Source organism: Psychrobacter sp. CX18 (assembly GCF_057396215.1).
In genome coordinates this window covers 230893-243160 of sequence record NZ_JBXYJH010000003.1, presented here as the reverse complement: position 1 = coordinate 243160, position 12268 = coordinate 230893, and the positions used below count along the sequence as shown (strand labels likewise).

Here is a 12268-nt window from a genome sequence, read left to right as displayed (position 1 = left end):
ATTCATAAAAGTAGGTGCGCGTTGAAAGTATTAGGTTTAGAGACATCTTGTGATGAAACAGGCTTAGCCATCTTTGACAGTGAACGAATCGATCAAGGTGACAATGGCTTACTTGGACAGGTGTTATATTCGCAAATCGAACTGCATGCCACATATGGCGGCGTAGTACCGGAACTTGCCAGCCGAGACCATATTCGAAAGTTGGTGCCACTGTTAGACGAGTTATTGACCCAATGCGACATGACAAAAGATGACATAGATGCTGTCGCCTTTACCAAAGGTCCTGGGTTAATCGGGGCATTGATGACAGGGGCATTATTTGGTCGTAGTTTGGCATATGGTTTAGGCATTCCCGCCATTGGTGTGCATCATATGGAGGGACATTTGTTGTCACCTCTATTAGGGCCTAATCCTCCCAAATTTCCTTTTGTATCACTATTGGTTTCAGGGGGTCATACCTTATTGGTCGCTGCTCATGCAATTGGTGAGTATGAGATATTGGGTGAAAGTATCGATGATGCCGCTGGTGAGTGCTTTGATAAAGCTGCTAAAATGTTAGGACTGCCGTACCCCGGTGGTCCCAATGTGGCTCGTTTGGCGGAGCAGGGAAACCCTAATGCTTATGATTTGCCCCGACCTATGTTGCATAAAGGATTGGACTTTTCGTTTAGTGGTATGAAGACGGCAGCCCATAATTTAATTAAAGACACGGCTGGATCAGATTCTGATGATAGCATTCGAGCCGATATTGCCGCGAGCTTTCAGCATGCGGTTGTCGATACGTTGGTCAAAAAATGTGTCAAAGCTTTAAAGAAAACAGGGATGTCGCAATTGGTTATTGCTGGTGGTGTGAGTGCCAATATTCATCTACGTGAAAGCTTAGAGACAGAGTTGGCGAAAATAAAGGCGACGGTTCACTACGCCCCATTAGCCTTATGTACAGATAATGGTGCGATGATTGCTTATGCAGGATATCAGCGACTACAAGCGGGTCAGTCCGATGATCTGTCCGTAAGCTGTGTGCCAAGATGGAATATTAGCGAGCTTCCTGCATTGACATAGTCGGGAGCCTAGACTGAGACTAGGCGCTCAGGATTGTAAACGATACCCTAGTTGCTAGCAGTAGTCGTAAGCTGTTGTTGGTTTATTATAGTCAGCGAACTATAAACGGTTACGGCGTTAACCTCGTTAAGCCTACTCCAGTAGCACTTGCACTCGGTTGCCTTGTAACCATTTTAGACTTCTTTGACTATATTTAGTTTGTCATTTTTAATTCAGTCATAAGTTAGGTGTGCTGATTTCTTATTATACTTACGGGGGCGTTACTATGCAGTGGATAGCGATTGGATTAGGCGCTGCTATAGGGGCATGTTTGCGTGCTTTGCTTGCCAAACTCAATCCTCTACATCATTGGATACCGTTAGGAACGCTGTGGGCCAATATACTAGGCGGACTATTGATCGGCATCGCAATGGTGGTTTTTTTAAAAGCCGGCGAGACATGGCATCCCAATGTGAAATTGTTTGTGGTCACTGGTTTTTTAGGCGGCTTAACGACCTTTAGCACTTTTAGTAGTGAGGTCTTTGGGCTCTTAAACTCAGGCAAAGTGTTTGCAGGTTTTGGGCTAATTGCGCTACATGTGGGATTGACCCTTGCGGCTACTGCCATTGGCTTTTATTTAACGAAGCTTGCTTTATAGCCTGACTTATAATCGTTTGCTTCTATAAGTAGTTGTTTTGTAGTCATTTTTATGAGTCCCTTAAAGTACCTAACTTTTAAGCAAGCCAGTACGTTTAATTCCGCCATAAGAAACCAGCAATAAAAACTAATCCTGATAACCTTTATCTGATAAGCATGCTCTGATAAATCCGTATTAATAAACCAGTTAATAAAAAAGCACATTCCCCTAATAAGGCTTAACGAGCTCATCTAATAGCTTGGCAAACCCTTCCATATACGCAAGCTCTGAGCTACTTTGACGAGTCGCTGCAAACAATTGACAGTAGACACCCGTATCAGCATGAAAATCAGAATTGGACTTTTGCGAGGTTTGTTTTAATGGTATTTGAGTCGACTTGTCCTCTATAGAATGCCGTTCTTCAGCAGCGGCAATTAAGGGGCGCGTCACTACCCACCCTTTCTTTTCATACTCGGCTGCCACCCAATCTGGTAAAGCAGCTATGCCTCTTTCACTAGCGACCAATTGGATCAGCATGGCGGTAAGCTCTGTAGTGCGAATTTTTGCAAAGCTAAGCCCAGCTGGTGCCATAAACTTAGCAATGACATCTAGTCTCTTAGATTCCACGGGATACGCTATCAGTGTCTGATCCACTAAGTCTCTAGGAGCGATGCTTGTCTTACTGGCTAAAGGATGGGTAGGCGCTAACACCAATCGGCTTTCATAGGTAAATAAAGGTTGATAGCTGATGCCTTCGATGTCCAAGTCGCTGGTAGTGATCAATAAATCGATCTCACTTTCAGTAAGTAAATGATGTGGCTCAGGTTCAAAGCCAGTGGCAAAGTCCAACTCCACATCTGACCACTCACGACGGAACTGATTTAAAATAGGCATGAGCCAATCAAAGCAGCTGTGGCACTCGGAGGCCAAACGTAACCTGCCTGCCTGCCCGTGCGCCAATCTTTTAAGATTATTTTTTGTTCTGATAACTTGCGGTAAGATACTGTCGGCTAACTTTAGTACCACATTACCTGCTGGGGTAAAACTAAGCGGACGGGTCCGTCTATTGACTAGTCTGACACCATAGTAGTTTTCAAGCTCTTTTAGCTGATGAGAAACGGCTGACGCAGTGACGTGTAATTCGTCGGCAGCTGCTGCTAGTGAACCATGAGCGCGTAGGGCAGTTAAAGTCTGTAAGTGGCGAAGCTCAAGCATAAGAATAGGTCGTTTTTTGATTGAGGTTTTGTCTATTTTAACGCATTACCTCTCACTTGTTTATCTTGTTGATTTATTCTTTTTGAATAGCGATATTCAATATCAATTAAACTAATTCAGAGATAAAGATGCGTTTGAATAATAGTGAAGCGTAAGATAAAAATACTACTTTTGATAGTAGTAAAAGGGTAGCGTCATCCCTTTTGTAAAGGTAGGATTAGGAAGCGATTGAGTAAGAGAGATTAAAAATAAGTTACGATACTACGTATCCCAAGAACAAGTTAGTTAAAGTTTTGAATAAAAATTATCCAAGCACGTATTTTGTGACCATAGCCAAACATACAATAACAATCATAGGCCGAATAATTTTACTCCCGCCTTTAATGACCATGTGGGATCCGGCATACGCTCCTATAGTTTGACCGACCATCATAGCAAGACCGACCTTCCAAAGTACGTTACCCCCTAATATAAAAAATATGAGTGACGCAATATTGGTTGATAAATTGAGTATCTTAGCGGTACCCGTAGAGGCGATAATTTCACGACCACGTAATGCCACATTGCCCAAAGCAAAAAACATACCAGTGCCCGGACCCACATAACCATCATAAAATCCAATCAAAGGCGCCACTACGCGTTGCCAAGTGGTTTCTTTTATTCTCGGTTCTGCCTCGACTTCTCCTAAGCTTGGCGCAAATAAAGTATATATACCAATCGCAGCAATCAAAAAGGGAATGAGCTTCTCAAGTAAAGAGGGGGGCGACATTTGAACAGCAATAGTACCCAGTACCGATCCTATAAAGGCGCCAGCGATCGCCATTTTCATTGTTGCAGGTTTGACAACGCCTTTTTTAATCATCGTAATAGACGCAGCCAAAGCCCCCGAGGCCGCTTGTAATTTGTTGGTACCTAAGGTTAGAACGGGTGGGATGTTAGCCAATAACATGGCGGGGATAGTCAGTAATCCGCCACCGCCTGCAATGGCATCAATAAATCCTGCGACAGCAGCAACTGCGGTTAACATTAAGATGACTTCAAGAGTTAAGGAGAAATCCATAAATGACGTTCCATATTTCACAATAAACAAGCATATTAAAGCAGATATCGCCAGTGACAAGGTGTGAATACAGGTTCTTAAAGAAATGTTTACATTTGTTGATGGTCAATGAATAATACCTTACCTCATTATGACAAGCAATAAGGACTACGCTCATTGAAAACAGCAATTAATAATACCGTTTAGAAGCTAGAAGCCAAATAAAACAGTCTAATTGTTATAAATTAAAATGGAACGATATTATCGAAGCTATTGTGAACTGCCTTTGATGCTTATTAACTGTTAACTATAAAGATGTCTTGGTATCAGAGTTCAAAAAAATATGAACCGTTACTGTTACCAGTAGTAAATTACCACCTGACAATTCAATAAGTACAGATCAAGGAGTACAGAGTTTTAGAAAATATTATTACGCAAATTTTGTCGCGATAATGTTGACTTTTCTGCTACCATAAAAGCAAATAATCAATAACAAATTATAAAACCCCATTGGTGGGATACCCTATTGTTGAGATAAGAGTGCCCCACCAGCTAGGTAGAGAGGTAAAGGGTGTTACAAAATTTAAAAAAACTCTTTGAGTATGAAGCTGCTGGAGGCATTGTTCTTGCGTTAGCTGCCATTGCTGCCATGATAGTGGCAAACTCACCATTACACCATTGGTATGAGTCTTTTATCCATGCGCCAGTTGTGGTACAAGTGGGTAGTCTGGTCATTGATAAAGACGCTCATCACTGGATTAATGATGGCCTAATGGCTATATTTTTCTTTTTGGTAGGGCTTGAGCTCAAGCGAGAAGTATTAATTGGCGAGCTGTCAAACGTTAAACAAATTATCTTACCTGCTGCGGCAGCTATCGGTGGTATGTTGGTACCAGCTTTGGTTTATGTGGCATTCAATTTTAAAAATCCAGAATATTTAGCAGGTTGGGCTATTCCTGCTGCAACCGATATTGCCTTTGCGATTGGCATCTTAAGCCTATTGGGCAGCCGAGTGCCGAACTCACTTAAAATATTTTTGGTCTCTATTGCTATCTTTGATGATATCGGTGCGATCTTAATTATCGCCTTGTTTTATACCAGTGACTTGTCATTGACCTCCTTATTGGTAGCAGGACTGTGCTTACCCTTTTTATATTTTTTAAATAAGCGTAATGTTACCGCGATTACCCCGTATTTATTCTTCGGTATCATCATGTGGGTTGCTGTACTAAAATCAGGGATTCATGCCACTTTAGCGGGCGTATTATTGGCATTGTTTATTCCGATGATTAATGTTGACGACCCTGAGCACTCACCCCTAGAAGAGCTTGAACATGACCTTCATAGTACCGTCGCCTTTGCTATCTTGCCATTATTCGCTTTTACAAACGCAGGCATTTCGCTACAAGGCGCTGGATTTGCTCAATTATTTCACTCAGTGCCATTCGGCATCGCTGCGGGTCTATTTATTGGTAAACAAGTTGGTATTATGCTGATGTCTTGGGCGATCATTAAGGTGGGCCTGGCAAAACTTCCCAACGGAACGAGTTTTAGACATTTATATGGTGTCTCCTTGTTATGTGGCGTTGGCTTTACAATGAGTTTGTTTATTAGTGGTTTGGCATTTAGTGAGGGTACTGAAGGTTTTGATCCGCGTCTGGGAATTATTCTTGGTTCGATTATTTCTGGGGTAGCGGGATACCTACTCCTTAAAGCCACGTTAAAAGAAGAGGTATCTACCTCGACGCTCGATTTAACAAAATTGACCTCTCGCGAATCTTAATAGTTCTTATATATAATCAATCAATGAGCCTGAAGTTAATCTTTCGTAGATTAACCTTCAGGCTTTTTACTATGAGGTTTTAACGAATTTAACACTCCATTTAACTAAGCACTTAAACCCCATTCTCCTCTTAACGTAGGCTGTGGCTTTAGCCCAGCATTTCTGATTAAAGGTTTTTATTTGCTGGGCTAAAAGCACGAGCCTACAATGAGTTTTAATAAGTTTAGAAAGGGGTAACTCAACTATCCCCTTAAAATAGTCAATGAATTTATCAAACTTTCTGGCTCAAACAGTGATAGTTAGACGAACTACGTTATTTGGTTACATAAATTAATCAAAAACATGACCTTCAGATTAAAACTGAAGACAAGAGATAACAGACTTATTAGTTCTGATATCTATAATATGATTATATATTTCAAAATTATTAAAAAAATTAATTAGGGAGATAATAGTACTACATTTTATTGAATACTATTTGTTGGAAACTAAAGCTTATTGTGCTTATAGTATGGTATGACATCGATGATGATGTTGTGACAATAAAAATAATTTGTGGTTTGCAACTTCGGAATAAATAACATATTTGTATAAATCTAAAACTCATTTTTTGATTCAACTCTTGGAGTTATATTATGAAAAAACTACTTACTTTGTTACCCTTAAGCGTAATGCTCGCTGCCTGTGCCTCAAATACTACTCAACCTAATACAACTACAGCACAACAAGTCAATAAAGCTTATGATCGCATGGCACCTGAGCGCTTTGTTTGTGAAGATAATGCTACTGTGATGCCAAAGTATTCACGAGATGGTCAACAAGCTATTGTCACTGCGAGCTTACCAAAAGCTAAATGGAACAACCAAACTTTGGTCATGGATATTGCTCCTTCTGGCTCAGGCGCACGTTATGTCAATTCAGATAACCCTAATGTTACCTATGAATGGCATACTAAGGCGGATATGGGGCTTATGGGGATTTCATGGGCAAACGGTAATGAGTATATCGTCAATTGTGAACGCCAATAAGTCAATAGGTTAGATAATCTGAATTTTCATTTTTAAGTGTTATAGTAATATCAAACAGCCATTATTCATTGAATAATGGCTGTTTTAGTATTAGGTTAGCTCGGTTTAGTAAAGCCTAAGTTTTGCTATCTTATTTTTTGAGGTCTGCTATAATACTTCGCTTGGTAAACCAGACGATCGCCGTTTTGATTATACAGAAGGGAGGAAAGTCCGGGCTACATAAGGCAGCGTGCCAGCTAACGGCTGGGCGGGGTAACCCGACGACAAGTGCAGCAGAGAGAAGACCGCCCCGCTACTAAATTGCTTGTCAATTAAGTAGCGGGGTAAGGGTGAAAGGGTGCGGTAAGAGCGCACCGCATGGCTGGCAACAGTTCATGGCAAGGTAAACTCCACGCGTAGCAAGACCAAATAGGTGTCCATTACTTGTCGCCTGCAAGGGACACGGGTAGGTTGCTTGAGCGTACTGGCAACGGTGCGCCTAGATGAATGATCGTTCTCGACAGAACCCGGCTTATCGGTTTACCAACCTTATTAGCGTCTATAAGAGGCAATAATGTCTCAAAGAGACATTATAGTATACATGTACGTCCTTGTTAGTATACGGACACTGTAGTCGTCACCTTAAAGTTTCAGATTAATTTTAATTAATTTCATTTTAGGGGTTGACGGCATACCCTGTTTTAGGGATAATACCGCCCTCAAAAGGCGATGTAGCTCAGCTGGTTAGAGCGCACGACTCATAATCGTGAGGTCAAGAGTTCAAGTCTCTTCATCGCCACCATATTTAGTTTAAACGCACCCCACTATTTCAGCCTTAAGTGCTTATTGTAGCCGATTACTTTGCCATATCAAGCCAAGTAGTTGGCTTTTTTTATGCCTGAATGTTCCGATAATCTAAAGTCGTGTAATATAATACCAAATCTTGAAATTAACCTATTGAGAAATGCAAGTCCAAACTCTATAAATCAAACACTAAAAATAGTAGGTTTAATGAGTCTGACCGAGTCTAATAAGGATAGATTATTCAATCGTGCAGGTATAATGTCGCAACGTCCAAAATTTTTTAAGATACTGACTATAAAATGATAGGTTAATAGATAGATTAACCGCTCTATTCATTAACATTTCATTTCTACCACTTACAAGCCTGCGTAAAGCTGATAGAATAGCTGGTCTTAATAATTATTTTATTCTTATCATTCATAATTTTGAACACAACAACTAGGTAGCCGCAAGACGTGACCGCATTATCAAATATTCGAAACTTCTCCATCATTGCCCATATTGACCATGGTAAATCCACTCTGGCTGACCGTTTTATTCAGACTTGTGGTGCGCTGCAAGATCGTGAAATGCAAGCCCAAGTACTGGATTCGATGGATATTGAGCGTGAGCGCGGGATTACTATCAAAGCACAGTCTGTAACGCTGTATTATGACCATCCCAATGGTGAGCGCTATCAGCTGAACTTCATTGATACGCCAGGTCACGTTGATTTTTCTTATGAAGTATCACGCTCATTAGCCGCTTGTGAAGGTGCGCTTTTGGTCGTTGACGCAGCGCAAGGCGTGGAAGCACAGTCTGTTGCCAACTGCTATACCGCAGTTGATTTAGGCCTAGAGGTATTACCAGTCCTAAATAAAATTGACTTGCCACAGGTAGAGCCTGAGCGGGTTATTCAAGAAATCGAAGATATCATTGGTATTGAGGCGATTGATGCGCCTAGGGTTTCAGCAAAGTCTGGTGTCGGTGTTGATGCGCTTTTGGAGGCTTTGGTAGAACATATTCCTGCACCCACGGGCGACCGTGAAGCACCACTGCAAGCCTTGATTATCGACTCGTGGTTTGATAACTATTTAGGTGTTGTGTCTTTAGTACGTGTACGCCAAGGTACCATTACGAAAGGCGACAAAATTTTTATTAAATCTACTAAGGACGCACATTTAGTCACCTCTATTGGTGTCTTTACGCCTAAACCCTTAGAGACAGGCAAGCTTGAAGCGGGTGAGGTGGGTTTTGTGATCGCAGGTATCAAGGATATCCACGGTGCGCCTGTAGGGGATACCATTACTCATGCGAGTACCCCTGATGTTGATTTTATTCCTGGGTTCAAGCAGGTAACCCCTCAGGTATATGCGGGTCTATTTCCAGTAGACTCAAATGACTTTGAGAAGTTTCGTGAGGCATTGCAGAAGCTTCAAATCAATGATTCAGCACTGTTTTTTGAGCCGGATACATCTGATGCACTTGGTTTTGGTTTTCGTTGTGGCTTCTTAGGTATGCTACATATGGAGATCATACAGGAGCGTTTGGAGCGAGAATATAATCTTGATTTGATCACCACCGCACCTTCTGTAATCTACGAGATTAAACGCAAAAATGGCGAGGTTTCCTTAATTGATAACCCTTCTAAATTACCAGATCCTGGGTTTGTTGAAGAGTTTCGTGAGCCTATCGCCCGTTGTCATATATTAGTGCCGCAAGACTACTTAGGAAACGTGATGACCTTATGTATGGAGCGCCGTGGTGTTCAGGTGGATATGCGCTTTATGGGTAAACAGGTCCAATTGGTATTTGATATTCCATTAGGTGAAGTGGTGATGGACTTCTTTGATCGTCTTAAGTCTGTTTCACGAGGTTTTGCGTCACTCGATTATGAGTTTGATCGTTATGAAGTTGATAAGCTGGTCAAAGTTGATGTGTTAATCAATGGCGATAAAGTAGACGCTTTAGCGATGATTTGTCACCAAGAGCAAGCACGCTATCGCGGCAATCAGCTGGTTGAAAAGATGAAAGAATTAATACCAAGACAGATGTTTGATGTGGCGATTCAGGCGGCGATTGGTAGTCAAATTATCGCCCGAAGTACCGTGAAAGCCATGCGCAAAGATGTCCTTGCAAAATGTTATGGTGGGGATGTGTCGCGTAAGAAAAAACTACTATCTAAGCAAAAAGAAGGTAAAAAGCGCATGAAACAGGTCGGTAGTGTTGAAATCCCGCAAGAGGCATTCCTTGCAGTATTGCAAGTCGACAACCAGTAGTAACCTTTACTTTTGGACCTATGTCGTTTAAACAATGGTTTGACCTTAACAAGTTTTTAGAATAACAAGTTTTTAGCATAACAATTTATGAATACAAAAAGAGTAGTGTAAGACGTAGTATCAAATATAGGAACGATTAATATAGGCTTAAGGTTTTAAGACGTAAGCTTAAGAACAATAATTGAGTGGTTAAGGCTGTAGTATGGACTTTGATTTTAATGTGATTTTAGTGCCATTAACCTTGTTACTTGGGGTAATATGGCTGCTTGATAAATTGTGGTTTAAGCAACATAAACGTAAAGGCGCTGGAGTCACAACCAGTGCAGAGGTGCAAGCCGCTCAATCAAATCTTGATAAAAAACGCCAAGCATATGAAAGCACGCTGTTATCTCATGACTATATTGGTCAGGAAGAGGTGGGTGATGTAGCGATATTAGAGGGCATTAAAGTTGATGATGCTCCAATGCCTATTAAACTTGCTGAGCGTGAATATCGTGAAGCCAAACGTCACCTACATCTCGCAGCGGTCACTACAAAGCCTAAAGGTTCACAAGCACACTTTTTAATTCGCTGGGCTCATGATTACTTTCCTGTGTTGGCGATTGTGCTTATTGTTCGCTCATTTATTGTAGAACCGTTTAATATTCCATCGTCCTCAATGGTGCCAGCGCTTTATACCGGTGATTTTGTGGCGGTCAATAAATATGCATACGGGATACGTCTGCCACTCATCTATAATAAAGTCATCGATACGGGCAGTCCTGAACATGGAGATGTGGCCGTCTTTCGGTATCCAGAAAATCCCAAAATTTATTATATTAAACGGGTGATTGGTTTACCTGGTGATACGTTAAGCTTTGATAATGGTCAGTTGTCAGTGAATGGTAATCCTGTCCCAACGACACCTTCGGATTTTGTAGCGGATCCTGTGCTAACTGATCGCTTGTATACCGCAGGAAATGAGCCTGGGTTGACCCCTGAGAAAGCTGTTTCAAGAGGTAGAGAGGAAGAAGAAGTAGCACAGTATTTCCAAGAGCAGTTAGGCGACCATACTTATTTACGTCGCTATCTTTCAGGAAATATGTCGTATAATTCGCCATGGAGTATCACTGTACCAGAAGGTAATTATTTTGTAATGGGTGATAACTCAGATCGTAGTGAAGACAGCAGGTTTTGGGGTTTTGTTCCAGATAAGAATTTATCAGGAAAAGCAGTATATGTGTGGATGCATAAGAAGCCTGGATTAAATCTACCTACCTTTAAATACAATCGTTCTATCGATTAGTTTTGCTATTGATTCGTTTTGTTGATCAGCTTTGTGCTTAGTTCGGATAAAGCAAAATGAATACTGCCAAACTAAGTCATAGAATGACTGTCAATTTTAGCCCTTAACTTTTATAAACGTGCCTATATCGGACCTAGATGATAGACCTGATAATAGCGTCATAATGTGTTTAATTAATATGCCAAAAGTATTTAGAACAGAGCATGGTAAAAGTAGCAAGGATGTAAACTCTATCAAAAGTGTCACTTCAAAAAAGATGTCAAAGCCAACTCAGCGATATACCAGTTTTGAGCAAGGCTTGGATAATCTACAGTCTAAACTAGGCTATACGTTCAATGATGCCAGCTTGGCTAAGCTTGCTTTGACACATCGTTCATTTGATGGCAAGGTAAATTATGAGCGCTTAGAGTTTTTAGGGGACGCGTTGTTAGGAATGATCATTGGCGAAGCATTATACTACCAATATCCCAATCAAAATGAAGGTCGCCTGACCCGTATGCGTGCGACACTTGTTCGTCAAGAGTCATTGGTTGAGGTGGCTCAAAAGCTTGGCTTATCGTCTCATTTGATATTGGGTGTGGGCGAGCGAAAAGGGGGCGGACGTGAACGTGCATCAATATTGGCTGATACGGTTGAATCATTAATTGGCGCTATCTATTTAGACTCTCAAAGTGTCGATATGGTAAAAAAATGTGTTCTTGATTGGTTTGTAGAGCTTATCGATAACGTGAACGATCAGCGGGTGTTAAAAGACGCCAAAAGTCGTTTACAAGAATGGCTTCAAGGTCATAAATTTGATTTACCCAATTACGATCTATTAGAAACCCAAGGCAATGCGCCAAACCAGGTATTTGTGGTTCGTTGTGCAGTCGATGTACCACACAGTACCGCTATCGTAGAGTCTGGTGAAAGCCGTCGTATTGCGGAACAAAAAACGGCTGAAAAAATGATCAATCAACTCAATAAATTGGTCAATGATCGTGTTATAAAAGTCAAAACTTAAAAATAAATAATAACCCAATTAAATAGTATATTGAATATACAATGACTAAATACTGAAACGTTAAGTCAAACCAATTTTAAAGCAGCTATTTCAAGCACCTACTTAATAAAAGCTCTTACTTAATAAAAGCTCTTACATAATGAATGCACTTACTTAATTAAGTCACCTTTTACGCATGTTTTTCCAAATATATCGG

General features: G+C 40.9%; 9 protein-coding genes, 1 tRNA gene and 1 other RNA gene. 9 read left to right on the top strand and 2 right to left on the bottom strand.

Annotated elements, in window-relative coordinates:
- Window positions 1-21: 21 nt before the first annotated feature.
- Window positions 22-1062, top strand: coding sequence for a tRNA (adenosine(37)-N6)-threonylcarbamoyltransferase complex transferase subunit TsaD (tsaD, locus tag AC2SLT_RS03165; protein ID WP_486546099.1), 1041 nt, complete (start codon window positions 22-24; stop codon window positions 1060-1062).
- 265 nt (window positions 1063-1327) lie between these two features.
- Window positions 1328-1699, top strand: a complete 372-nt coding sequence (gene crcB / locus AC2SLT_RS03160; RefSeq protein WP_486546098.1) for a fluoride efflux transporter CrcB — start codon at window positions 1328-1330, stop codon at window positions 1697-1699.
- A 207-nt stretch (window positions 1700-1906) separates the two neighbouring features.
- On the opposite strand, the gene AC2SLT_RS03155 is transcribed toward crcB, so the two are convergent.
- Both AC2SLT_RS03155 and AC2SLT_RS03150 read right to left on the bottom strand, forming a co-directional pair.
- Window positions 1907-2893, bottom strand: coding sequence for a LysR family transcriptional regulator (locus tag AC2SLT_RS03155; RefSeq protein ID WP_486546096.1), 987 nt, complete (start codon window positions 2891-2893; stop codon window positions 1907-1909).
- 304 nt (window positions 2894-3197) lie between these two features.
- Window positions 3198-3953: a TSUP family transporter gene (locus tag AC2SLT_RS03150; protein ID WP_486546095.1), complete on the bottom strand. Its 756-nt coding sequence runs from the start codon at window positions 3951-3953 to the stop codon at window positions 3198-3200.
- Window positions 3954-4503: 550 nt separating this feature from the next.
- On the opposite strand from AC2SLT_RS03150, the gene nhaA reads away from it, so the two are divergent.
- The 7 genes from nhaA (at window position 4504) to rnc (ending at window position 12072) form a co-directional block, all read left to right on the top strand.
- Complete coding sequence (gene nhaA / locus AC2SLT_RS03145) at window positions 4504-5715, top strand: Na+/H+ antiporter NhaA (protein ID WP_486546093.1); 1212 nt, start codon at window positions 4504-4506, stop codon at window positions 5713-5715.
- Window positions 5716-6350: 635 nt separating this feature from the next.
- Entirely contained in the window at window positions 6351-6743 is a 393-nt protein-coding gene (locus AC2SLT_RS03140; protein WP_486546092.1) for an MliC family protein, read from the top strand.
- A 161-nt stretch (window positions 6744-6904) separates the two neighbouring features.
- Window positions 6905-7273: RNase P RNA component class A (gene rnpB, locus AC2SLT_RS03135), an RNA gene on the top strand.
- 174 nt (window positions 7274-7447) lie between these two features.
- Window positions 7448-7524: transfer RNA gene (locus AC2SLT_RS03130), tRNA-Met, on the top strand.
- A 457-nt stretch (window positions 7525-7981) separates the two neighbouring features.
- Window positions 7982-9784, top strand: coding sequence for a translation elongation factor 4 (gene lepA, locus AC2SLT_RS03125; protein WP_486546090.1), 1803 nt, complete (start codon window positions 7982-7984; stop codon window positions 9782-9784).
- Between the two features lie 463 nt (window positions 9785-10247).
- The gene (gene lepB / locus AC2SLT_RS03120; RefSeq protein ID WP_486546328.1) at window positions 10248-11069 is read left to right on the top strand and encodes a signal peptidase I; all 822 of its coding nucleotides are present in this window, start codon (window positions 10248-10250) and stop codon (window positions 11067-11069) included.
- A gap of 256 nt (window positions 11070-11325) precedes the next feature.
- The gene (rnc, locus tag AC2SLT_RS03115) at window positions 11326-12072 is read left to right on the top strand and encodes a ribonuclease III (protein WP_486546327.1); all 747 of its coding nucleotides are present in this window, start codon (window positions 11326-11328) and stop codon (window positions 12070-12072) included.
- Window positions 12073-12268 lie beyond the last annotated feature (196 nt).

Bases quoted from the DNA above. Each gene is read 5' to 3' on its own strand.
- rnc (WP_486546327.1), top strand. From the start codon at position 11,326: ATGTCAAAGCCAACTCAGCGATATACCAGTTTTGAGCAAGGCTTGGAT.
- AC2SLT_RS03140 (WP_486546092.1), top strand. From the start codon at position 6,351: ATGAAAAAACTACTTACTTTGTTACCCTTAAGCGTAATGCTCGCTGCC.
- crcB (WP_486546098.1), top strand. From the start codon at position 1,328: ATGCAGTGGATAGCGATTGGATTAGGCGCTGCTATAGGGGCATGTTTG.
- lepB (WP_486546328.1), top strand. From the start codon at position 10,248: ATGCCTATTAAACTTGCTGAGCGTGAATATCGTGAAGCCAAACGTCAC.
- AC2SLT_RS03155 (WP_486546096.1), bottom strand. From the start codon at position 2,893: ATGCTTGAGCTTCGCCACTTACAGACTTTAACTGCCCTACGCGCTCAT.
- AC2SLT_RS03150 (WP_486546095.1), bottom strand. From the start codon at position 3,953: ATGGATTTCTCCTTAACTCTTGAAGTCATCTTAATGTTAACCGCAGTT.